This window comes from Flavobacterium sp., assembly GCF_039930565.1.
Taxonomy (GTDB): domain Bacteria; phylum Bacteroidota; class Bacteroidia; order Flavobacteriales; family Flavobacteriaceae; genus Flavobacterium.
Window position 1 is genome coordinate 1 of record NZ_JBDTTP010000020.1, and the last position, 23675, is coordinate 23675.

The window sequence follows — 23675 nt, forward strand, 5'->3', positions numbered from 1 at the left end:
AAATGAAAGTTATCGGAATCGACGAAGAAGAATTATGGTGGTATTTAGATACGCGCCGTTTTGGTTCTGCGGTTCACTCCGGTTTCGGACTTGGATTTGAGCGTTTGGTATTGTTTGTAACCGGAATGACAAATATTAGAGACGTAATTCCTTTCCCAAGAACTCCAGGAAGTGCTGAATTTTAAAAAAAAATATTGCCACGAAGGCACAAAGACACGAAGTTTTTTTGTTTGCCTTTGCTGGCGAAGTTGTCACAAAGACAGAAAGTCACGAAGTTTTATAATTAGATTTAAATAAATAATACCACGAAGACACAAAATGGGTCATCATGTAGTATTTTTAAAAAAATCTTTAAAAAAACTTTGAGCGTTTGTGCCTTCGTGGCAAACCCATAAAAAATATGCTCTCAGAAAGAACAGAAGAAATTGGAAAAATTATTGTAAATTCTGCATTCAAAGTTCATAAACAACTTGGCCCAGGATTATTAGAAAGAGTTTACGAAGTTTGTTTAGCGCATGAAATAGCTAAAACTGGTTTAGATGTAAAACGTCAGGTTGAAATCCCAATTGTTTATGATGAAATTGAATTTACTGAAGGATTGCGTTTAGATTTACTAATTGAAGACTCTATAATCATAGAAATTAAAGCAGTAGATCAGATAAATCCAGTTTGGCATGCACAAATTATAAGTCATTTGAAACTTTCAAATAAAGATTTAGGTTTCTTAATTAATTTCAACGTTCCTTTGATTAAAAGTGGTATCAAAAGATTCATTAATACAAACAAATTGTATTAAACAATAATAAAGTTAGCGCCTTTTAGGCAAATAAAAAAACAAAAACTTTGCGCCTTTGCGTCTTAGTGGCTAAAAAATTAGTGCCTTATTATGCTAAAGCAATTTTTAAATTTAAAATTATCCCAAAAATTATCTCCACAGCAAATTCAGCTGATGAAGTTAATTCAATTGCCTACGCAAGCTTTTGAGCAGCGTTTGTTAGAAGAAATGAACGAAAATCCGGCTTTAGAGGCTGGACAGGAAGAAGAATTCGAAGCCGATGAATTTGCCAATGAAGACTATGACGATTATGATGATGCCGAATCAGACAGAATCGAAGCAGACGATATTAACATTGACGAATATTTAAGCGACGACGATACTCCGGATTATAAAACACAAGCCAATAATTACAGTGAAGACGAAGAGCGCGAAACTCCTTTTGCTTCGCCAATCAGTTTCCATCAGGATCTAATCAATCAGCTGAATACTTTTATCCTGAATGATGAAGAGCGTGAAATCGCGGAATTCCTTGTGGGAAGTATTGATGACATGGGTTATATACGCAGAAGTATTTCGGACATTGTGGATGATATGGCCTTTACCCAGGGAATTTACACCGATGAGAAAATGGTCGATAGAATGCTGCATGTGATTCACGAACTGGAACCTTCGGGAGTTGGAGCACGCGATTTGCAGGAATGTTTATTATTGCAGTTAAAACATAAAACGCCAAGCGAATATGTTGATCTGGCGATTGATATCATCGAAAATCAGTTTGATGCTTTTACGAAAAAACATTACGATAAATTATTGCAGAAATACAGTGTTTCGAACGAACAGCTTAAAAAAGCGATTCACGAAATCGAAAGACTGAACCCAAAACCAGGCGGATCCTACACCGGAAACAATAAAGTGACCGAAAATGTAGTTCCTGATTTTGCCATCAGGATTACAGATGGAGAATTAGAACTGACCCTAAACGGAAGAAATGCCCCTTCCCTGCACGTCTCTAAAGATTATCAGGAAATGATGCAGACGTATAAAGATTCCCGTGATAAATCTAGTGCCCAAAAAGATGCCGTTCAGTTTATCAAACAAAAACTGGATTCGGCCAAGTGGTTTATCGATGCGATCAGACAACGTCAGGAGACATTATTTGTAACCATGAATGCGATTATGCACTATCAGGAAGAATTTTTCTTAGACGGTGACGAAACTAAACTAAAACCGATGATCCTAAAAGACATTGCAGATATGGTTGGTTTAGATATTTCGACGATTTCGCGTGTAGCCAACAGTAAATATGTGGAGACGCCATACGGAACAAAACTAATCAAGGAGTTTTTCTCTGAAGCGATGAAAAACGACCAGGGAGAAGATGTTTCAACTTTGGAAATCAAGAAAATCCTTAAAAATACGATTGAAGACGAAGACAAAAAGAAACCTTTGCCGGACGATCAGCTGGCTGAAATCCTAAAAGAAAAAGGATATCCGATTGCGCGAAGAACAATTGCCAAATACCGCGAACAACTGGATATTCCGGTTGCGAGAATGAGGAAGAAAATATAATTCAGATTTTCATAAAAATAAGAACCCGACAAATTTTGAAGTTTGTCGGGTTCTTATTTTATATCAGAATTTTAAATTATTTATATTGATCAGAAGTTATTGTAACGTCAAATAAATGTGCTTTTTTCTTATCACTATAATCATAAATCAAAGTATAATTTTGCTCCCTAAATGTTTTTAGACCCGGATTTGCTTTGGCTGTACTAACAAGACTTGCTTCAATATTTTCTTTTATAGTTTGAATCTCGGCGGTTGTTTTCTCGACTTTTACCAATGTTAAATTGTACTGAACAACTTTTTCTTTAGGTAGAGAAACACTGTCCAGACGAATTCCTTCCTGAATTGTCAAGGGGCAATTTTTATTATATTGAACAACCAACTCTGAAATTTCTGTATTTACAGGCACAGATTTTTCAGAAAAAAAGTCATACTGAACCATAGTCCACAATAATACCACAAGTAAAAGAACGCTTACTATTGCAATAGATAATTTATTATTCTTTCCTTTTTTTTCCTGCATTTTATAGTTGTTTATTTAGAGAAAAGAAATTTACTTCTCCTGATTCTTTTTCATGGCATTGTAATATGCTGCACGACTGAGTGGTTCATATTCTTCTGTTTCACCCAACATTACCAGTTTATCATTATCTGTTTTACGGAAACTGTAATTGGCAAGATTTCCTGTTCTGGTACAAACGGCATGTACTTTAGTTACATATTCCGCAGTTGCCATAAGTCCGGGCATCGGTCCAAAAGGATTTCCTTTAAAATCCATATCCAGTCCGGCTACGATTACCCGGATTCCCTGATTGGCCAAATCATTACAGACTGTAATAATTTCATCATCAAAAAACTGCGCTTCATCAATTCCGATAACGTCGCAGCCTTGTGCTAAAATAGCAATATTGGCAGCAGCCGGAACAGGAGTTGAACGAATTTCGTTGGCATCATGCGATACCACCATTTCGTCATGATAGCGGGTATCAATAGCGGGTTTGAAGATTTCGACTTTTTGTTTGGCGAACTGGGCACGTTTTAATCGGCGGATCAACTCCTCGGTTTTACCCGAAAACATTGATCCACAAATAACTTCAATCCAACCAAATTGTTCTTTGTGATTTACTGTATTTTCGAGAAACATTTTGTATTTTTCTGCCTTTAAAAATGAATAGTTTTTATTACTTTGTACTGGTAATAAACTGACGTAGAATTTTGATCATTTACGTTTTTCAAAAGTAGAAAATTTTTATTAAATTGAAGATTCGCAAACACTTATTAACAGAAATAAAATGCTCTGCGTATTTTTGCTTCAGGAATAAAGACATTCAAATACAAAATATACTAAAAACACCCTATTCACTATAATTTCAGTAGTTATGAAAAAAAAATTGGAAGCCGATTTAATCAGCATTGCACATCGAATTTTAAAGATTAAAAATAAATCCGATATCAATCAATTGTATTTGGAAACACAGAAATTATATGAGAAATTAGCGGTTTTGAAATTTGTTGAGGAGAATTTTGATACTGTGAAACCAACAATAGGTCAAACTGAAATTACTTCAGAACTGGAAACTATTTTTGACAAACAGGAAGTGCTTCCTGCAGAAATTCAAATTGAAACTCCAAAGGCGGAAGAAGTTATTAGGCTAGAAGAATCTTATGAGCCTGAAATTATCGAAGACCCAACTGCAGAAATTGTTGAAGAAACTCCTGAGATAATAATTCCTGAGCCAGTTGCGGAAATTCTTCCTGAACCTGAAGCACAAGAACCAATTATTGCTGAAATAGAGGAAGAACCCGTTTTAGAAATCAAAGAAGAAACAGAAACTGCCGAAGAACTCTCTTTTAGAACAATCAGCGATTTAAAACCAATTCCTGATTTTAAACCTGCCTTTGAATTAGAAAAAGAAGAGCCGAAAAAAGAAGAAACAAAAATTGAAACTCCTGTAAAATCAGATGCTGTTCACATTTCGTTTGAAGATATTCTGGGCGTCAATTATGCCGATGCACAATTTGTAAAAGTTGATAGTTACGAAAATGTTGCTGCTGCTCCAACACTAGCAAACAATGACTTTAAAGATAAAAAAGAAGTTATTGAAACCGTAATTGCAGAACCTGCAAAACCTAAAACAGTTCCGCTAAACGAAAAACTAGCCAAAGGTTTTCACATTGACCTTAATGACCGAATAGCTTTTACCAAAAATCTATTTGGAAATAACACCGAGGATTATAGCCGTGTTTTAAACCAATTGCTGACTTTTGACAATTATACTGAAGCACAGGAATTCATTGAAACAATGGTAAAACCCGATTACAACAACTGGGAAGGAAAAGACGATTATGCAGGGCGTTTTCTGGAAATCGTAGAGAAGAAATTCTCTTAGTCTTTTCACTTTTACCTTTCACTAATAAACAAATATGTCTAAATTATATATCGTTCCAACGCCAATTGGCAATCTTGAAGACATGACTTTTCGTGCCATTCGCATTTTGAAAGAAGTCGATTTAATTTTAGCCGAAGACACCAGAACGAGTGGCAAATTGCTGAAGCATTTTGAAATTGGCACGCACATGCACAGCCATCATATGCACAACGAACACAAAACAACCGAAAACATAATTGCAAGAATTAAAGCTGGTGAAAACATTGCTTTAATTTCAGATGCAGGTACTCCGGCAATCTCAGATCCGGGTTTTTTATTGACACGCGCCTGTGTCGAAAATAAAATTGAAGTAGAATGTTTACCTGGCGCAACTGCTTTTGTTCCGGCCTTGGTCAACAGCGGATTACCCAATGACCGCTTTATTTTTGAAGGTTTCCTTCCGGAGAAAAAAGGACGTCAAACCCGATTCTTGGCTTTAGCCGAAGAAACCAGAACGATGATTTTATATGTTTCCCCACATAAACTATTGAAGACTTTAGCCGAATTTATTACTTATTTTGGTGAAGACCGTCAGATTTGTGTTTGCCGGGAACTATCAAAACTGCACGAAGAAAATGTTCGCGGCACAGCAAAAGAAGTATTAACGCATTTTGAAAAAACAGCTCCACGCGGCGAAATTGTCGTTGTGGTTGCCGGAAAAACAATAATTAAAGAACCTAAGAAAAGTAAATTTTCGAAGGATGATGAAGAAGATTAAAAATAAATTTGCCACAGATCTCACAGATTGTTATATATCAGAAAAAAGGTTTACCACAAATTACGCAAATTATCGCAAATTTAATTAGTGGAAATTTGTGTAATTTGTGGTTAAAAAAAAGCGCATAGAAAAATCTTTTTAAATCATTATAATCTGTCGCAAGAAAATTAAACAGACAAAAAACAAATCATGAGCATACAAGCCTTTTTAGAAAAAGTAAAACAAACTCCAACCCAAATAACATTTCCTGAAACGATTGCAGTAATAGAGGAAAACTACAATTTTACTCCAACTGCTTTCCAAAACGGAACACAGCACAATGCAGCCGGAGAAAATTCAGGTTCCTGCAAACTATTTTCTTTTGCTAAATTGCAAAACTTAAGCAAAGAGGAAACTTTAGCCTGTTTTGGCGCTTTCTATTTTGAAGAAGTTTTAGCAGATCCAAATGGAACCAATCATCAAAACATTAGAAATTTCATCAATTTAGGCTGGGACGGAATTCAGTTTGAAGGAAATGCACTGGAATTGAAATAAATTATTTCAGATTTTTGATTTCAGATTTAAAATCATCTTAATTAATCAAAAATCGTTAATCAACATTCAACAATCACAAATCAAAATGCGCTGGACAATCAAACCAAAACCTTCTGAAGACAAAATTAAACATTTGGCACAAGCGTTGAATGTAGAAGATTTTGTGGCAACACTTTTGATTCAACGCGGAATTGAAACTTTCGAAGAGGCCAGGAAATTTTTTCGACCTTCATTAGAACATCTTCATGATCCGTTCCTGATGAAAGACATGGACAAAGCAGTTGCCCGAATTGAATCAGCTATCGAAAATCAGGAAAACATTTTGGTTTTTGGTGATTATGATGTCGATGGAACAACGGCTGTTTCTTTGGTTTCATCTTATTTAAAAACACATTATCCCAATATTGCGACTTACATTCCAGATCGTTATGATGAAGGTTACGGAATTTCGTTTAAAGGGATTGACTTTGCAGATGATAACGGATTTTCATTGATTATTGCTTTAGACTGTGGAATCAAATCCATCGATCATATCGCCTACGCAAAAGAAAAAAACATCGATTTTATCATTTGTGATCACCACAGACCGGGAAATATTCTTCCCGACGCGGTTGCGATTTTAGATCCAAAAAGAGAAGACTGCTCCTACCCTTATGATGAGTTATGCGGATGCGGCGTTGGTTTTAAATTGATCCAGGCATTGGGTCAAAATCGAAACGAAACCATTGAAGATTTGGTTCCGTATCTGGACTTGGTCGCCACAGCTATTGCTGCCGATATCGTTCCGATTACGGGTGAAAACAGGGTTTTGGCTTATTTTGGATTGCAGGTTATTAATAGTGATCCGAGACCGGGAATTAAAGCTTTGGTACATCAAATCAAAAAGAAAGTGTTAGATATTACTGATGTTGTTTTTATCATTTCCCCACGTATCAACGCTGCCGGAAGAATCAAACACGGTAATCATGCAGTGGAATTGCTAACCGAATTTGATTTTGAACAGGCGCAGCAGTTTGCTTCTGAAATTGAACAATACAACTCAGACCGGAAAGATTTGGACAAAAGAATTACCAAAGAAGCATTTCAGCAGATTATAGAAAATCAGGAAGAAGAACGGTTTTCGACCGTTGTTTTTCAGGAAGACTGGCACAAAGGCGTTATCGGAATTGTGGCTTCTCGTCTAATAGAAACCTATTATCGCCCGACATTGGTTTTTACCAAAAGCGGCGATAAATATGCAGCATCTGCACGTTCTGTAAAAGGATTTGATGTTTACAATGCTTTAGATGCCTGTGCCGAACATCTGGAACAATTTGGAGGTCACATGTATGCAGCCGGAATGACTTTAAAAGCAGAAAATTATGTGAGTTTCAAAGACGCTTTTGAAAAACAGGTTGAGGAGACCATTCTGCCAGAAATGCGTACTCCGGAAATTGAGATTGATGCGGAAATTGATTTCGCAGATATTACGCCAAAACTAATTCGGATTTTAAAACAATTCGAACCTTATGGCCCACAGAATATGACACCCGTTTTTATGTCTTCGGATGTGACTGATACGGGTTATGCCAAAACTTTGGGAGCAGATGAGGAACATTTAAGGCTTTTTGTGAAACAAAATAATTCGGAAGGATTAGCCGCAATAGGTTTTGGACTGGGAAAAAAAATAAATCTCACAAAAAACCATAATGCTTTTCAGCTGGCGTATACAATTTGTGAAAACGAATGGAATGATAAAGTTGCTACACAGCTTATGTTAAAAGATATCAGAACAAATGAAGAATAATACAGACAAACGCGATCCCTATCAGGCTTTACGTTTCAGGGAATTTAATATATTTTTATTATTGCGTTTTGCCATGGTTTTTGCCTGGTCAATGCAGTTTATAGTGATTGAATGGGAAGTGTACAGCTTAACTAAAAATCCACTTTCATTAGGATTGATCGGACTAATGGAAGTAATTCCTGCTGTTTCAATGGCGTTATTTGCAGGTCACATGGTTGATCAGCGTGAAAAAAAAGGATTATTGGTAAAATGTATTCTTGGATTCTCCGTAGTTAGTTTTGGACTGTTTTTATTAACCTGGCCAAAAGTCGTTACTGGATGGTCTACAGATGCCATTCTTTATTCAATTTATTTTTTAGTCTTTTTAGGCGGATTGGTTCGTGCTTTTCTGGGGCCAACAATTTTTTCATTATTGTCTTTGATTGTGCCTAAAAAAGCGTATCCAAATGCAGCAACCTGGAGCAGTTCAGTTTGGCAGATTGGTTCGGTTTTAGGCCCGGCTGTTGCAGGATTCTCCATTACTTTTATTGGCGTCCACTGGTCGATGTGTTCGGTGTTTGCCTGTTCGGTTTTTGCTTTGCTTGCCTTATCACAAATCAGTAAAAAACCTATTCTGAATCCTAAAATTGGTGAACCCGTTATGGAAAGTTTAAAAGAAGGATTAAAGTTTGTATTCAACAACAAAACTATTTTAGGGGTGCTTTCCCTAGATATGGTAGCCGTTCTTTTTGGAGGAGCAGTGGCTTTACTACCAATTTTCGCACAGGATATCTTAAAAGTAGGTCCTGAAGGTTTTGGAATATTAAGGGCAGCACCCGCTGTGGGCGCCTTTATTACGATGATGATTTCTGCTTACGTCCCTTTATACGAAAAAGCAGGAATGAAACTGTTAGGCGCTATTTTCGTTTTTGGTTTGAGTATCATTTTATTTGGGGTCTCAACTATTTTCTGGGTTTCTGTTTTTGCTTTGTTTCTAAGCGGATTAGCAGACGGAATTTCAGTAGTAATTCGCCAAACCATTTTACAGCTTAAAACTCCTGATCATATGCGCGGGCGAGTTGCTGCAGTGAATTCGATGTTCGTAGGATCTTCGAACGAATTAGGTGCTTTTGAAAGCGGTTTAACAGCGAAATTAATGGGAACCGTAGTTTCTGTTGTTTTTGGGGGAAGCATGACTTTATTAACGGTTTTGGGTTTTGGAATACAATCCCCAACATTTAGAAATCTGGATCTTCAAAAAGATATGGAAGATCATCAAAATATGGAGTAATCACATTTACCATATAAATAATGTAAGTTTTGCTTTCTTTAAATGAATTTATAATCACTTAAATAATTTAATTTTTTATAACACTTTTATGAATTTTTTATTTAGAATTGATATAAATAATATTTATATTTGTTTTGATAAACAATTTGCAATGAGAGAAGTTGAACAGATATACCATAATAATTTTGGGATGGCTTTTTACTGGAAAAAAGAAAACCAAACCATCCTTGACAAAGTACAACTCATATTTAAGGAAACAGGCTTGTACTTAACGCTGTCTGAATTAAGTTTTTTTTATCAATTGATAGAAGACAGTATTATAGAAAACACTTGCTGCGAATCCTGTCAGTTAAAAAATAACTGCCATAAATTTTTACTTAAAACACCTTGTCAACAAGTAGATTTAGCAGTTTCCATGAAAGAAATAAAATCAATAAAAGATTTAGTTGAAGGGACTTTGTTCCGAATTGACCTTGATGAATATGTCTATGGTGCAGGTAAAAATTAGTTTTCGAATTTTTTAAGTTCGAATGTTTCGCCATCAAAAACACCGTAAGTAAAATAACCGATCCAATCACCTAAATTTACATATTTAGAATCTTCTCCTACAGGAATAATCATCGGTAAATGGCGGTGACCAAAAATAAAGTAGTTGTAATGTTTGGTTTCGAGTTTGCGCTTGGCATACAAAACCAGCCACTCATTTTCTTCTCCGAGAAATTTTACATCATCATCACCGGAAATCAGTTTGTTTTTTACGGATAAATATTGTGCTAAACTTACACCAACATCCGGATGCAACCAACGGAAAAGCCATTTTGAAAACGGATTGGTAAAGACCTTTTTCATTCTTTTATACCCTTTATCACCGGGACCTTTTCCGTCACCGTGTCCAATTAGGAATTTTTTACCGTTAAAGATAAATTCCTTGTTATCATGATAAACGGGAATATTCAATTCGGTTTCAAAATAATCGTGCATCCACAAATCATGGTTGCCAACGAAAAAGTAAATTGGGATTCCACTGTCGCGAATTTCTGCTAGTTTACCTAAAACACGAACAAAACCTTTTGGCACAACGGTTTTATATTCGAACCAAAAATCAAATAAATCGCCTAATAAAAAAATGGCTTCTGCATCGCGTTTCACCTCATCAAGCCAGGCCACAAATTTCTTTTCACGAGGCAAACTCAATTCCGTAGTAGGAGCGCCAAAATGCTGATCAGAAGCGAAATATACTTTTTTCATTTGGTTTTTAGATTGTTAGATCTTAGATTTCTTAGATTTTATATCGCTAGACTTTTGACTTTTGACTTTTGACTTTTGACTTTTGACTTTTGACTTTTAGATTAATTAGTTGTCACTTGCAAACCATTCTGCAAAAGACGATTCGGTTTCCTGAAGTTTTAGGGAGAATAATTTAATTCTGGAAGGCAATCTTGCCACGATTCGGTCAGCGAAATCAACTACCATATTTTCACTTGTTGGCTGATAATCGACTAAAATTACATGGTGTCCACGGTTTTTTAATTCATTTGCCAATTCGATATGAGGCGTAGTCTGATTGAAAACAGTAGCATGATCAAACTGATCGACGATTTCTTCTTTTACAATTTTCTTTAGGTCTGAAAAATCGATTACCATTCCGAATTTTACATTTGACCGGTCCGTAATTGGCGAGCCAATAACCGTTACTGATAATTTGTAGCTGTGTCCGTGAACGTTCTTGCATTTTCCGTCGTAACCATACAAAGCGTGCCCGGTTTCGAAACTAAATTGTTTTGTAATTCTGATATTACTCATCGATTATTTTTTTTTGCAAATTTAGGAAATAGAAGCGAGAAATAGTCTTTAATTACAAAAAGGTCTTGTTTTAAGCTTCTAGCCCTGATGGAAGCGACATCCTTTTTCTCGCTTCTTTAGCGAGGAAAAGATACAGCGTACAGCAGGAAACAGCTCCTGAAAATACTATTTCTTAAATTGCAGTAAAGCGTTTTTGGTAAAATCGGAAAGCACTAATTTTCCTGTTATGGCAGCACGGTCTATTAATAAGGATTCCCAAAGTTCTGTTCCTTCCCAGATGATTTTTTTCATTTCGGTAAGTGCTTCCGGATTGTAGGAACTGAGTTTTTGGGCAAAAGCTTCAACAGCATTATCGAGTTCATTAGCTGTATGAACAGCCGAAAAAAGTTTGTTTTGCAAAGCCCAGTCGGCTGATTTCCATTCGTGTGCTTCAAGCGTCATTTGAGTCATTGCTGACTTGCCAATTTTACGGGAAACGGCAGGTTCAATGACAAACGGACCAATACCAATGGCCAGTTCAGAGAGTTTAACAGCACTTTCGGGAGTGGCTAAAACATAATCGCAGGCAGCAATAATTCCTACACCACCACCAACGGCTTTGCCCTGCACCCTGGCAATTATAAGCTTCGAACAGTTGCGCATGGCATTGATAAGATGAGCAAAACCCGAAAAAAATTCGGTTCCCTGTTCTTCATTTTGTACTTCCAGAAGTTCATCAAACGAGGCGCCGGAGCAAAAAACCTTCTCCCCTTCGCTCTGCAAAATAATTATCGAAACATCTGAATTAGTACTCAGAAAATTAATTTCCGCAGTCAGGCGATTGAGTAAGTCACGAGGAAAAGAATTGCTGGCAGGATGACCAAACTGCACAGTAGCAACAGCATTATGTATAGTAGTTTGTAATGAACCGGTTTTGTTTTGTGAACCCATAAAAATAAATTTAATCGTAAAGTTACAATTTTGAGCACTATTTTTAGGTCTAAGCGATTTGAAATTTGCTTTTTGAAAATTAATTGACTTTATTTGCTGTCGAATTGGGGGATTAGCTCATTTGGCTAGAGTGCTTGCCTGGCAGGCAAGAGGTGACCGGTTCGAATCCGGTATTCTCCACATATTATTACTAAGCACTTATAGCAATATAGGTGCTTTTGTTTTTTCTGCGGGTACAACAAATTTAGTACAGCAAAACACCCTTTAGAATATTTTGAAAATTTATTAAACTCTGTCAAATCTGAAAGCAAGAAAAACTTAATGATTTCAGAGGTATTAGAAAATTGGAATCAAAATATAACTAAAGTAGATAGAGAAAATGGTATCACTTTTAATTACTTTTTAAAAAATAATTAATCTTACAACTTAACAGATTTTTCTTATATTTGAGAGGAATTTCATTCCAAACTTAAAATTATTAATTTTATTTAAATACGAAACTAAATGAGAGAACATTTATTAAAGCCAAGATTTTTTACACCATTCATTGCATTTATATTTTTAATATCATCTTGTGATACTAAAGAAGAATCAGTAAATAACAAAACTCAAACTCTACATAGATTAAGTTCTAATGATATTGCTACAGTTACAAAAGCCATAAGCGAAAAAGATGCTGAAATAAAATCTAAAAAAGTTGGCATATCAAGCAAATATTCTATCGAACCAGTTGCTCCTGAATTACCACCAGAACCTGTTGCTCCTGAATTACCATATGAAGAATATTACGATTTTTTAGCTGGTCAACAAATAAGCATTGAAATTGATGATAGAACAGCACCCATATTAGATCAAACATATGAAGAGAATATCCAATATTTAGATGATTTGAATCTATTTAGCACTGAAGAACTTGCGATTGTAACTGCTTTAAAGGATGATTTAGAAAGCACTAATAATTTTAATATTTCCATATCTAAGTTTGAACATTCAATTTTAGCACTACCCATGACTAACAATAAATTACAACGATTTTATAATTTTATCGATGCTTTAAAAGTAATGAATAATTTTGACCCTTTATTTTTTAATGGAGGAAGTATAACTGGTAAAAGCGGAAAATTATTTGGCAGTTGTTTATCTGCATCTATAGGTGTTGGAATAGCATTTGTAGGCTTAGCTACTATTGAAGTCGGTTCATTTGGCACAGCTACAGCATTCGCTGTTGTAGGATTTGTTTGGGCAAGCGCTGAATGGGGTGCAGCATGCAAAGGTGGTGGTAAAAAATTAGTACCTCCAATGAAGAAACCGATTAAAAACGTTGAAGTAGATTTAATTAAATTAGATCTGAATGGAGACCTTGTAACTGAACCTATTAGAATTTTTATATTACCTAATTAATCTTAAAAGCCATGTTTAAAATAAATTATAAAATTCAATTTTTGTTATTTGTCGTTTGTTTATTCTTCATAGGTTTAGGAATATTCGAAACACTAGATGAAGGACTAAATACCGGAATAGATCTTTTCTGGCAAATTTCTCATTTTGTTCCATTTGTAATGGGTGCAATAATTTTTGGCACTAATTTGTATACCAAGCGAATTGAAAATTTCAAAAATTAGTTTAAAGCTAAACCATCATTAATGGAATATAGGCATATTTATTCTATTCTTTTTTGGCATATGTTGCTAATCCGGTATTCTCCACAAAAAAAACCGTATTACTTTATTGTAATACGGTTTTTTTTTAATTCATGAATTTAACGCTCACTTCCACTATTGTCAAAATCAGGCTCGTCTTCTTCTGATTTCTTAAAATCGTTATTTAACAAATTGGTCAGCTTCTTTTTCTCCTTTTGATTTTTTCTTACAGTAAATACGACAAATATAATCACGCACACTGCCAAAATCCCTATTATTACCCAGTTAATTTCCATAGTTTTAATTTTACCTAAAGTTAAGATTTTAAACTTCCTGAATATTATCAAAAGGTTAAACCTCAATATTATAAAAATCAGGAGCAGAAAATTCTCGTTTTCAAGACCACTTGTTCCGCTGTCCGCTATATCTTTTTAGCCGAAAAAAAGGCGGCTAAAAAGGATGTAGCTTCCATCAGGGCTAGATTAGAGTTTTTGTTTTATACACTACTAATAAAAAAGCTCCCTAAAAAGAGAGCTAATAATTTCACATCACAAATGAGAACCTAAGCCTGATCATCAGTTTCAGCATCCGGAGCATTTGTTTTAACCGATTCGATACCATTATCTCTTCCGGAAGCGCTTTCGTACATTTCGCTGCTTCCAATGATTTGTCCGTTTGAAGCTTTTAAGCTAAAATAGAATTTTCCGTTTGAGGATTCTTTTTTCTCAAATTTAGAATCATCCTGCGAATTGGTTTTTACAGATTCTATTCCGTTTGTAGCGCCTGATTTACTGGAATAACCTTCACTACTTAAAATAGTCTGACCGTTGCCGGCTTTTAAATTAAATTGGAATTCTCCGTTGTTTCTCTTGGTAATTACAAATTTTCCCATGCTGTTTTGTTTACGTTAAAATGATTTTTTATTCTGCATCTATAAAAATACAAAACTTAGAAACACAATTTTCAAAGTAAGGCTAAATTATTGAATCCTAAAATTATAACAAACACGCTTTCAACATAGCTGAAGCTATTTCAACAAACAGGACAAACGAATCGAACCGTAAAAATAACCTGTATTGGTGTCATGAACAGGATCTTTTAATTCTCTTCCGCGGTACATAAAGGAGTATGATATATTAAAGTTATTCTGGCGATACTTTAAACCGGCTTCGGCATTAAAGCGCAACGGCTCCAAATCAAAAGTTACCGGACTGTTGTCATTAAACATACTTCCCTGTATGGTTGCGTCATAAAATTGGTAATTAACACCTGGAGCCGCATAAAAGTAAAATTCCCTGACATTATACTGCACTGCGGAACTTACGGAAGCATCAAACAGATTTGAATCATAAACAGGAAGTAATTTTTTAAACCCTATGCGGGCTAAAAATCCGGTCGAAACGCCTGTGAAAATAGTTCCCAGATTGGCTTCTGACTGAAAATGAAGGTCAACAAAATCATTGTTCGTATTGACAAATAATTTCTTTGAATATAAAACATGCGCCTGTAACGACAAAGCATTATGAAGCTGATTTTCCCAGCCATAAACATCCTTATAGCCAATAATGCGATGAAAACTTTCCTGTGTTTCCCTGCCAAAAGCATTTGGTCCCATATAGCCCAACTGAAAATCAGTTTTTAAAACCGATTCGCTTTGATAAAAAAAGCTGCGTCCTGCCTGTGCAAAAAGATAGCCGGTAAAAGGACGATCGTTTAAAGTAATAGCTTCTTTATTAATAAATCTGGGATTATAAATATATTGTCCGATTCTGAATTCGGTAATTTTTTTATTGATTTTTGGATTATTATTCTTTGACAAAAACCGATAGAAAAGTTCCAGTCCATTGGTATAATACATGTCGTTTTTAGACGAAGTATATAAATCATTGTCGGTAATAAAACCTATTTCAGCACTTTTTCCCTGAGCAAAAGCCAAGGCCGATGACAGTATGAAAAGCAGAAAAAAAGCTTTTTTACTTCGCATTATAATTTATTTTTCCAACAGCGCGCATGTTTCGGATAATTCTTTCTTTGCGCCTGTTGATATAACTGGAAGAACCTGTCGCTTTAAACTTTCTTGGATTTGGCAAAATAGCGGCAATTCCTGCCGCCTGAATTGGTGTAAGACTTGATGCGTCACGACGATACCAATGCTCTGTAGCGGCATAAGCTCCGTAAACGCCATCGCCCATTTCAATGCTGTTCAGATATACTTCCATTATGCGTTCCTTACCCCATATAAGTTCAATTAAAACAGTAAAATAAGCTTCAAGTCCTTTGCGGAAATAACTTTTGCCCTGCCACAAAAAAACATTCTTTGCCGTTTGCTGCGAAATAGTACTTCCACCACGGATTCTGCGACCGCGTTCGTTGCTTTTATATGCTTTTTGAAGCGCCTTGAAATCGAAGCCGTTATGGGTTAAAAAAGTTCCGTCTTCACTTGCAATTACCGCTTTTTGCAGATTCATTGAAATATTCTCAATCGGTTCCCAGTCATGGTCAAAGTACACTTCTTTTCCGTCCAGTTTATTTTCAATTGCCCGAATCACCATGAGCGGTGTAAACGGAACAGGAATAAATTTAAAAAAAATAACGGAACCTATGGAAAGTCCGAAAAACCACAAAAGTGATTTGATGACAAACCATTTTACTTTTTCTCCCAAAGAACGATTGGTTTTCTTTGAAGTTGATCTTGGTTTGTTTGTGGTTGTTTTTTTTGGTATGGGTCTTTTGGTTGCCATTATATTAAATCTGCTAATTCTGTTCCTATTAAACTTCCTATTGCCACTCCCATTCCGCCTAAACGGACTCCGCAGAATACATTTTCAGACAATTGGGATACAACAGGGCTCTTACTATTTCCTACTCCCATTATGCCACTCCATCGATGGGCTATTTGAAAATCCCGGTTTGGTAAAATTACATTTTTAAGTAAATCCTCCAATTTATTTTGTACAATTTTAGTCTGGCCAAATTCGGTTGTGGTTTCGGTTTCAAAATCCAGGTTTCGGCCTCCTCCCAATAAAATCCTGTCGCCAATGTTTCTGAAATAATAATATCCGCGATCGAGATGAAATGTGCCTTTAATATCTAAATCCGGGATAGGTTCTGTTATCAAAACCTGAGCTCTGGCGGGTTTAACTGCTCCATTGGTTAAGGTATTGGCAAATCCATTGGTTGCGAAAAGAATTTTTTTAGAAATAAAACTAAAATCATTGAGCACCACTTCAACATGGTTTCCTCCATCATCATAAGAAGTTACGGTCTGCTGATTTAAAATTAAAATATTGGCGGCAACAGCTTGTTTCAGCAATTCCTGCATCATATTTCCGGTATCAATTTGTGCCTCAAACGGATTGGATATTAAATATTCCTGTATGTCTTGAAATCCAAACCGATCTACTTCTTTAGTAAAAACATCCGATTTAAAAAGTGGTTTTAAAACTTCATTGATAAAAGGCAATTTAGAAATACAGTCACTAAAGCCGCTTTCATCTTCCTTCAGAAACAATTCGTATCCGCCATGCGGCTTAAAATCCATAGCGGTATCTCCAATTCTTTTTCGAAGTAACTGCAAACCCTGCCAACGCTTTTGAATAAGCTGCACAACATCTTCTTCAGAATGCGTTTTCAGGTCATCAATAATTTCCGAAAGGCTTCCGAAACAGGCAAAACCGGCATTTTTTGTACTGGCACCCTGAGGCAGCATTCCTTTTTCCAAAACCAGAACTTTGGCAGCAGGAAATCTTTCGCGCAAGCGTAATGCAGTATGCAAACCTACAATTCCACTTCCTACAATCGTGTAGTCAATATTTGTAAACCAGTTTTTAAGTTCCCAATAACTCAATTCCATTTCTGAATTTTTTATAAAAATACTGTTTTTTAGAGAATCTCAATACGATGTATTTATAATTTATTTAAGCAATAAGCCTCTGCAAAACGTCCCTTTTACTATAATATATTTTGTACTTTTAAACTCTTGAAATTAGAATTTTAATTATGAAAAAAGTATTATTTACAACCTTAATAATGATGAGTTTAAACGCTATCGGGCAAAATGTAATGTCACAGGAATTGTTATGGGAATTAGGAAGAGTGTCGCCGCTGGGAATTTCAAAAGATGAAAAAAATGTGGTTTTTAAAGTCTCAACACCTTCTGTAGAAGAAAACAAATCACAATCAAAATATTACATTATTCCTTTGAATGGCGGAAATGCAACTGAAATCAAAGATGCTAAGGAAGTTCTGAAAGACAAAAACATTTCTCCTGACGGTAAATTTTTAGTGTATAACGAAGAGGTAAAAATAGACAAGGTTTTAGGAAAAGATTTTTATCCGAAGTTAGAGAAATCTGAAGTTCAGATATATAATGGTTTGGATTACCGCCATTGGGACACGTGGAATGAAGGGAAATTCAATCACGTTTTTTATAAAGAAAACAAAGAAGGTGCAACCGGAATTGATATTTTAAAAGGGGAAACATTTGACAGTCCGCAGAAACCTTTTGGTGGTGACGAAGATTATATCTGGTCACCTGACGGAAAAAGCATTTTGTATGTATGCAAGAAAAAAGCAGGAACGGAATATGCTGTTTCTACCAATACCAATATTTACGAATACAATTTAGCAACTCAAAAAACAATTAACAGAACCGAAGACAACCTGGGTTACGATACGGCTCCGCAATTTTCTCCAACAGGAAATTTATCATGGTTACAAATGAAACGTGATGGTTACGAGGCTGACAAAAATGATATTATTGTTGAGTTTAAAGGAATCAAAACCAACCTAACCGCAAATTGGGATGGAACTGTAGATAGTTTCATCTGGAGCAAAGATGGAAGGAACGTTTATTTTGCCGCTCCGGTTGAAGGTACCAAACAACTTTTTGTTGTCAACTTTCCGGGACTGACCAAAATTGCAATTCAGGTGCATCAATTGACAAAAGGAGATTTTGACGTTAATGATTTAGTAGGTTTTTCCGGAGATGATGTTATTGTTACAAGAACCGACATGAACCATGCTGCTGAGATTTTTTGTTTTAATCTGAAGAAAAACACCTGGAAACAACTTTCAAATGTAAATACAGAAACGTACAAAAAACTTGCTTTAGGTAAAATAGAAAAGCGTTATGTCACTACCACAGATGGTAAAAAAATGCTGGTTTGGGTAATTTTACCTCCCAACTTTGATGCTTCAAAAAAATATCCAACCCTATTGTTTTGTCAGGGAGGACCACAGGCTGCTTTATCACAATCATATTCTTTCCGTTGGAATTTCTCATTAATGGCAGCTAAAGGTTATATTGTTGTTGCACCCAATCGTCGTGGAATGCCAGGTCACGGTGTAGAATGGAACGAACAAATCAGCAAAGACTGGGGTGGTCAGGTTATGGATGATTATCTTTCTGCTATTGACGAAGTCTCAAAAGAAAGCTATGTTGACAAAAGCCGTTTAGGCTGCGTTGGAGCGAGTTACGGCGGATATTCCGTATTTTATCTGGCAGGAATTCACAAGAACCGATTCAAAACATTCATTGCCCATGATGGCGTTTTCAACACGCAAAGCATGTTTGGAACTACTGAGGAAGTTTTCTTTAACAACTGGGATTTCGGTGGTGCTTATTGGGAAAAAGACAATGCCGTTGCACAAAAAACATATACTACTTTTAATCCGGCGACTCTGGTTGGAAACTGGAACAAACCTATTTTAATTATTCAGGGCGGAAAAGATTTCCGTGTACCGATTGGACAAAGCCAGGAAGCTTTTCAGGCGGCTCAGCTAAGAGGCATCAAAAGTCGGTTGCTTTATTTCCCTGATGAAAACCACTGGGTTTTAAAACCACAAAATGCTCAGGTTTGGCAAAACGAATTTTTTAAATGGCTCAGCGAGACCCTTTAATTAAAAAATCATATTAGGCCACAGATTAATATTCTGTGGCTTTTTTTATAGAAAGTTTGGCTTTTTAAAACAGAAATATTCAATAAATTGCAGTGAAAACAACACCCGGTAACAATTTATGGAAAGTAAAAAAAGCTACATGCCCATTAAGGTTCTTATTAGCTATGTCGCACTACTGGGACTTGTAGTTACTGTAGCATGGTTTTTATATTCTGAAAATGTGGTTTACAATCAGTTAGAAAATAAAATTGCCCTTGAAAAAACAAAAATATTAAGAGTCAGCAAACTTTTTTCTAATGTGTATAAAACCGAAAGTTTATCGCGTAAAACAATTCAGACCAATTCTGAAAAAGATTTTAAAAGTTATCTTATTGAAACAGACTCCTTAAAATCAAGAATTGATACCCTAAAGCAAATTGTTACCACACAATATCAAAAAACTCTATTGGATAGTGTTACCTATTTATTGTCGGAAAAAACAGAAAACATCAGGCAATTAAAAACGATAAAAAACAAAGCAGAAGACGAGGTTTCTGTAAACACAGCTATAGACGAAATTACCAAAATGGAATTTAAGCTCCGAAAACTGGAAATTCAGGATTTTACCAAAAATCCGAATGACTTGGGAAGTTATCAGCGGAATGTACTTCAGCAATATGTTGATTACCTGAATCAGAATATTCCCGATGACAGTACCAATACTTTAAGCAAACAAGCCTCTGATTCGATTTTAGCCAACTCAAAAAAACTTTTGAGTAATGTAAAATTAAAAGCAGAAAAGAAAAAAGAATCCCTGAATTTTGAAGAAAACAAACTCCTTAAAAACGAAATTGCAATCTCGGAACAACTTCGAAAAGTACTTCGGATTATTGAAAGGGAAATCATTATCAACTCGATAAAAAACAATTCACTAAAAGAAAAGTCACTAAAAAAAGTAAATGAAATTGTGACTGTCTCGGCTATAATCGGTTTATTACTTACAATCGTTTTCTCTATTATCATTGTAAGCGATTATTCTAAATCACAATTGTATAAAAAACAGCTGGAAATCGCCAATTTTAAAACTAAAAATCTGCTTAAAAGCCGGGAACAGCTTATTTCTACAGTAAGCCATGATTTAAAAACACCTTTGAGTACCATTGTTGGCTATTCGGAACTTTTGGATAATTCAGATATTAATACCAAACAATCTTACTTTATCAGGAACATTAAAAATTCTTCTGAATACATTACCCAGCTGGTCCAGGATTTGTTGGATTTTTCTCAAATTGAGGCAGGAAAAATCACAATTGAAAAAGTTCCTTTTTTATTACCCGAAATTATAGATGAAGTGGCCAAAAGTATTCAGACCGTTTATAAAGAAAAAAACATTGATCTAATCATTAATGTTGATGAGAAACTGAATGCAAAAATTGTTGGTGATCCGTTTCGTCTGAAACAGATTTTGAGCAACATTATCGGAAATGCCTATAAATTTACAGAACAGGGTTTTATAAGAATCAGCGCTTATCTGGAGGAAGAACATAATTTTTTTGTCATAACTATTGAAGATTCCGGAATAGGAATTGAGAAAGAAAATCAAAAATTAGTTTTTGAAGAATTTGCCCAGGCCAATGAAAACATCGAAAAAAAATACGGCGGAACGGGTTTAGGCCTTTCTATTTGTCAAAAAATAATATTCATTTTAGCAGGAAAACTGAATCTGGAAAGCACTTTTGGTAAGGGAAGTAAATTTGAAATTACACTTCCCTTGTTATTTGACACCAGTATGCCTGCTGAAAAGAGTGTAAAACCACTCAATACGATTTTGAACAATCTGACTTTTATTGTTATTGATGATGATACCAACTTACTCAATTTGACAAGTGGGGTCCTAAAGCAGGGAAACCATCATGTATTATCATTTAACAATGCTATTGATGCATTAGAGGCTATTGAGAATACTGCTTTCGATTTTATAATTACGGATATTCAAATGCCTGAAATGGATGGATTTTTGTTTGTTAAAAAATTAAAAAACTTACCTGATTCCCTATATAAAAACCAGCCTATTATTGCTTTAACAGGAAGAAGCGATTTAGATATATCCGTTTATACCGGAGCTGGTTTTACAACTGTAATTAAGAAGCCGTATTCTCCTAAAGTGCTACTCGAAACTATTCTTCATGTTTTAGAAAATAATTCAATACCAAGTTTTACCAATGAGCAAATACATATAAAAAAATCCTCTAAAATTTATACATTGAAAGGTTTAAAAGAGTTTCTAGGAAATGATAAAAAAGCATTAAAAGAAGTGCTGAAATCTTTTATTTCAAGTACGGAAGAAAACCTGATTTTTTTAAGGGAAGCAATTAATGCTAAAAATTACAGTGAAATCAATTCTATTGCCCATCGTGCCATGCCAATGTTCAAGCAAATACAGGCTGATGAAATAGTTGAAATCCTGAAAAATATGGAAGAAGAAAACTTAGAAAGCATTGATTTAAAAGCATTGTTTGAATCTTTAGAAACTAAAACCGGTATGCTTTTTACAGTTTTGAAAAAAGAAATCCTTTAATCAATATTATATTGTTTGATTTTATTGTAAAGTGTTTTTCTGGTAATTTTAAGGAGTTTTGCCGCTTCCGATTTATTATTTTGAGTTCTTGATAAAGCATTAATAATAGCTTCTTTTTCATTTTCAGACAAGGAGAAACTGCTTTCATTGCTTTGTTTTTGTGTCTGAAAAAATTCCACTGGCAATACATCACTTTCAATAAAATCGCCCTGTGACAAAAGTGTAGCGCGCTTAATACAGTTCTGAAGTTCACGTAAGTTCCCCGGCCAATTGTATTTTTGAAACACAGCTACTACTTCTGGAGAAAATCCTACAATGTCTTTATTTAACTGCTGATTTGCTTTTTCTAAAAAATAATCAGCAAAAACCATTAAATCTTCTCCTCGTTCTGTCAATGAAGGAGATTGGATCGAAAATTCATTTATCCTGTGATACAAATCCTCTCTGAAATCGCCATTTTTAACCGCTTCACGTAAATCCTCGTTAGTAGCAGTAATAATCCGGATATCAACATCTATTTCCTTATTGCTTCCAACAGGCTTTATTCTTCGTTCCTGAAGCGCCCTTAACAACTGAATTTGATTTTCATAGGAAAGATTTCCAATCTCATCCAGAAATACGGTTCCGCCATTAGCTGCTTCAAAGTAACCAGTCTTATCGCTGATTGCTCCTGTAAAAGACCCTTTTAAATGTCCGAAAAATTCACTGGCAGCCAATTCTTTAGGAATAGCACCACAATCAACAGCTATAAAATTATTGTTTTTTCGATGACTTTGGCGATGGATACTTTTAGCAATAATCTCTTTTCCTGTACCGCTTTCTCCAATAATTAAAACCGACATGTCAGTTGGACTGACCAATTTAATATGTTCTAATAATTTTTTGGAGGCAACAGAAATTCCTTTTACAAAATCATTTTCATCAGAAACTTTTTGAATAGGAACATTTCTCTTTTGTAAAATATCTTTTTTAACTCCGGGAGTTTTTAATGTGTTGGTAATAACCAACAAAACCTCATCCGGATTAAAAGGTTTCGAAATATAATCAGAGGCTCCGTTTTTTATAGCTTTTACAGCCGTATTTACATCCGAGTAGCCTGTCATAAGTACAACAGGAATTTCTGGATTGGAGACCTTAAACTCAGCCATTAATTCAATACCGTCAGAATCAGGCAGCCGAAGATCTGTCAAAATCAGATCAAAAGAACCTTTTTTGATGGATAATCTGGCTTCATTAGCTGAAAAAGCAATAGTTACATCATATGCTTTTTTTGTCAGAAATTTTTCTAACAATTTGCAGAATGAAATATCGTCTTCAATTAATAATATCTTTGGCATGTTTTAAGGACTTTTTTGCTAAAATACCACTATTTAAAGTAGCATTTTCACAAAATTATGCAAAAAAAAGAGACTACCGAAGTAATCTCTTTTCACCAAAACATAAATCTAATTTACCTAATTAAAATTTTAGAAAGTTACCATCTACATCTAGATAGAAAGTACCTGTACTCTCCTCTACTGTAATATCCACTTGGTATTCGCCATACTCATTTATGTAAGCAGCAACAATAACATAACCAGGAAAAGTATCCTCTAATGATTGTATAATAGGAGCCGGAAGATCCGCACTGTCTATTAGGGTAAAACTATCATCCTGCATAGCTGTTTCAATTTTTACAGCTTCATTGTTAACTGTTGATGCATAGGTTGACAAACTTCCTAAGATTATTGCCCCTGATAAGATTAATTTTTTCATAATATTTG

The 23675-nt window shown here is 35.1% G+C and carries 24 protein-coding genes and 1 tRNA gene; 13 read left to right on the top strand and 12 right to left on the bottom strand.

Annotated elements, in window-relative coordinates; genetic code table 11:
- From ABI657_RS07115 to rpoN, 3 genes are all read left to right on the top strand, one after another.
- The coding region (locus ABI657_RS07115; protein ID WP_348096551.1) for an amino acid--tRNA ligase-related protein at positions 1-185 on the top strand (185 nt) is incomplete at its 5' end.
- A gap of 215 nt (positions 186-400) precedes the next feature.
- Positions 401-796, top strand: coding sequence for a GxxExxY protein (locus tag ABI657_RS07120; RefSeq protein WP_348096552.1), 396 nt, complete (start codon positions 401-403; stop codon positions 794-796).
- 90 nt (positions 797-886) lie between these two features.
- Complete coding sequence (gene rpoN / locus ABI657_RS07125; protein ID WP_348096553.1) at positions 887-2347, top strand: RNA polymerase factor sigma-54; 1461 nt, start codon at positions 887-889, stop codon at positions 2345-2347.
- A gap of 76 nt (positions 2348-2423) precedes the next feature.
- Here the strand turns inward: rpoN and ABI657_RS07130 are convergent, their stop codons facing one another.
- Positions 2424-2867, bottom strand: a complete 444-nt coding sequence (locus ABI657_RS07130; protein WP_348096554.1) for a hypothetical protein — start codon at positions 2865-2867, stop codon at positions 2424-2426.
- A 30-nt stretch (positions 2868-2897) separates the two neighbouring features.
- Complete coding sequence (locus ABI657_RS07135; protein ID WP_039115440.1) at positions 2898-3488, bottom strand: thymidine kinase; 591 nt, start codon at positions 3486-3488, stop codon at positions 2898-2900.
- A 235-nt stretch (positions 3489-3723) separates the two neighbouring features.
- On the opposite strand from ABI657_RS07135, the gene ABI657_RS07140 reads away from it, so the two are divergent.
- The 6 genes from ABI657_RS07140 to ABI657_RS07165 all read left to right on the top strand — a co-directional run bounded on the left by ABI657_RS07140 (position 3724) and on the right by ABI657_RS07165 (position 9589).
- Positions 3724-4734: a hypothetical protein gene (locus ABI657_RS07140; RefSeq protein WP_348096555.1), complete on the top strand. Its 1011-nt coding sequence runs from the start codon at positions 3724-3726 to the stop codon at positions 4732-4734.
- A gap of 34 nt (positions 4735-4768) precedes the next feature.
- Positions 4769-5491 carry a 16S rRNA (cytidine(1402)-2'-O)-methyltransferase gene (gene rsmI / locus ABI657_RS07145; protein WP_348096556.1) on the top strand — a complete coding sequence of 241 codons (723 nt, stop codon included), beginning with the start codon at positions 4769-4771 and terminating at the stop codon, positions 5489-5491.
- Positions 5492-5680: 189 nt separating this feature from the next.
- Positions 5681-6025 carry a HopJ type III effector protein gene (locus ABI657_RS07150; RefSeq protein WP_348096557.1) on the top strand — a complete coding sequence of 115 codons (345 nt, stop codon included), beginning with the start codon at positions 5681-5683 and terminating at the stop codon, positions 6023-6025.
- An 85-nt stretch (positions 6026-6110) separates the two neighbouring features.
- On the top strand, positions 6111-7811 hold the full coding sequence (gene recJ, locus ABI657_RS07155) for a single-stranded-DNA-specific exonuclease RecJ (protein ID WP_348096558.1): 1701 nt from the start codon (positions 6111-6113) through the stop codon (positions 7809-7811).
- On the top strand, positions 7801-9081 hold the full coding sequence (locus ABI657_RS07160) for an MFS transporter (RefSeq protein ID WP_348096559.1): 1281 nt from the start codon (positions 7801-7803) through the stop codon (positions 9079-9081). The genes recJ and ABI657_RS07160 overlap by 11 nt, the downstream gene beginning before the upstream one ends.
- Positions 9082-9232: 151 nt before the next feature.
- A complete protein-coding gene (locus ABI657_RS07165) occupies positions 9233-9589 on the top strand; it encodes a hypothetical protein (RefSeq protein WP_348096560.1) in 357 nt (118 codons plus the stop codon).
- Here ABI657_RS07165 and ABI657_RS07170 read toward each other — a convergent pair.
- The 3 genes from ABI657_RS07170 to ABI657_RS07180 form a co-directional block, all read right to left on the bottom strand.
- Positions 9586-10329, bottom strand: a complete 744-nt coding sequence (locus tag ABI657_RS07170; RefSeq protein ID WP_348096561.1) for a UDP-2,3-diacylglucosamine diphosphatase — start codon at positions 10327-10329, stop codon at positions 9586-9588. The genes ABI657_RS07165 and ABI657_RS07170 overlap by 4 nt on opposite strands.
- A 105-nt stretch (positions 10330-10434) precedes the next feature.
- Positions 10435-10884 (bottom strand): 6-carboxytetrahydropterin synthase, encoded by a 450-nt coding sequence (locus tag ABI657_RS07175; RefSeq protein WP_348096562.1) that lies wholly within the window; start codon positions 10882-10884, stop codon positions 10435-10437.
- Positions 10885-11049: 165 nt separating this feature from the next.
- Complete coding sequence (locus tag ABI657_RS07180) at positions 11050-11814, bottom strand: enoyl-CoA hydratase/isomerase family protein (RefSeq protein WP_348096563.1); 765 nt, start codon at positions 11812-11814, stop codon at positions 11050-11052.
- 106 nt (positions 11815-11920) lie between these two features.
- On the opposite strand from ABI657_RS07180, the gene ABI657_RS07185 reads away from it, so the two are divergent.
- Positions 11921-11994: transfer RNA gene (locus tag ABI657_RS07185), tRNA-Ala, on the top strand.
- Positions 11995-12318: 324 nt separating this feature from the next.
- Positions 12319-13215, top strand: coding sequence for a hypothetical protein (locus tag ABI657_RS07190; RefSeq protein ID WP_348096564.1), 897 nt, complete (start codon positions 12319-12321; stop codon positions 13213-13215).
- 358 nt (positions 13216-13573) lie between these two features.
- Here the strand turns inward: ABI657_RS07190 and ABI657_RS07195 are convergent, their stop codons facing one another.
- The 5 genes from ABI657_RS07195 to ABI657_RS07215 form a co-directional block, all read right to left on the bottom strand.
- Positions 13574-13750 carry a hypothetical protein gene (locus ABI657_RS07195; protein WP_348096565.1) on the bottom strand — a complete coding sequence of 59 codons (177 nt, stop codon included), beginning with the start codon at positions 13748-13750 and terminating at the stop codon, positions 13574-13576.
- A 266-nt stretch (positions 13751-14016) separates the two neighbouring features.
- Entirely contained in the window at positions 14017-14346 is a 330-nt protein-coding gene (locus ABI657_RS07200) for a YegP family protein (protein WP_348096566.1), read from the bottom strand.
- A gap of 135 nt (positions 14347-14481) precedes the next feature.
- Positions 14482-15438, bottom strand: a complete 957-nt coding sequence (locus tag ABI657_RS07205; protein ID WP_348096567.1) for a lipid A deacylase LpxR family protein — start codon at positions 15436-15438, stop codon at positions 14482-14484.
- Positions 15428-16195 carry a monofunctional biosynthetic peptidoglycan transglycosylase gene (gene mtgA / locus ABI657_RS07210; protein WP_348096568.1) on the bottom strand — a complete coding sequence of 256 codons (768 nt, stop codon included), beginning with the start codon at positions 16193-16195 and terminating at the stop codon, positions 15428-15430. The genes ABI657_RS07205 and mtgA overlap by 11 nt, the downstream gene beginning before the upstream one ends.
- Positions 16195-17307, bottom strand: a complete 1113-nt coding sequence (locus ABI657_RS07215) for an FAD-dependent oxidoreductase (RefSeq protein WP_348096569.1) — start codon at positions 17305-17307, stop codon at positions 16195-16197. Before ABI657_RS07215 ends, mtgA begins: the two co-directional genes overlap by 1 nt.
- A gap of 146 nt (positions 17308-17453) precedes the next feature.
- On the opposite strand from ABI657_RS07215, the gene ABI657_RS07220 reads away from it, so the two are divergent.
- Positions 17454-19355 carry a S9 family peptidase gene (locus ABI657_RS07220; protein ID WP_348096570.1) on the top strand — a complete coding sequence of 634 codons (1902 nt, stop codon included), beginning with the start codon at positions 17454-17456 and terminating at the stop codon, positions 19353-19355.
- 118 nt (positions 19356-19473) lie between these two features.
- Positions 19474-21912: a hybrid sensor histidine kinase/response regulator gene (locus tag ABI657_RS07225; protein ID WP_348096571.1), complete on the top strand. Its 2439-nt coding sequence runs from the start codon at positions 19474-19476 to the stop codon at positions 21910-21912.
- On the opposite strand, the gene ABI657_RS07230 is transcribed toward ABI657_RS07225, so the two are convergent.
- Together ABI657_RS07230 and ABI657_RS07235 are read right to left on the bottom strand one after the other, a co-directional pair.
- The gene (locus tag ABI657_RS07230; RefSeq protein WP_348096572.1) at positions 21909-23249 is read right to left on the bottom strand and encodes a sigma-54 dependent transcriptional regulator; all 1341 of its coding nucleotides are present in this window, start codon (positions 23247-23249) and stop codon (positions 21909-21911) included. The two genes, ABI657_RS07225 and ABI657_RS07230, sit on opposite strands and share 4 nt — an antisense overlap.
- A 121-nt stretch (positions 23250-23370) precedes the next feature.
- Positions 23371-23667, bottom strand: a complete 297-nt coding sequence (locus ABI657_RS07235; RefSeq protein ID WP_348096573.1) for a hypothetical protein — start codon at positions 23665-23667, stop codon at positions 23371-23373.
- Positions 23668-23675: the final 8 nt, after the last annotated feature.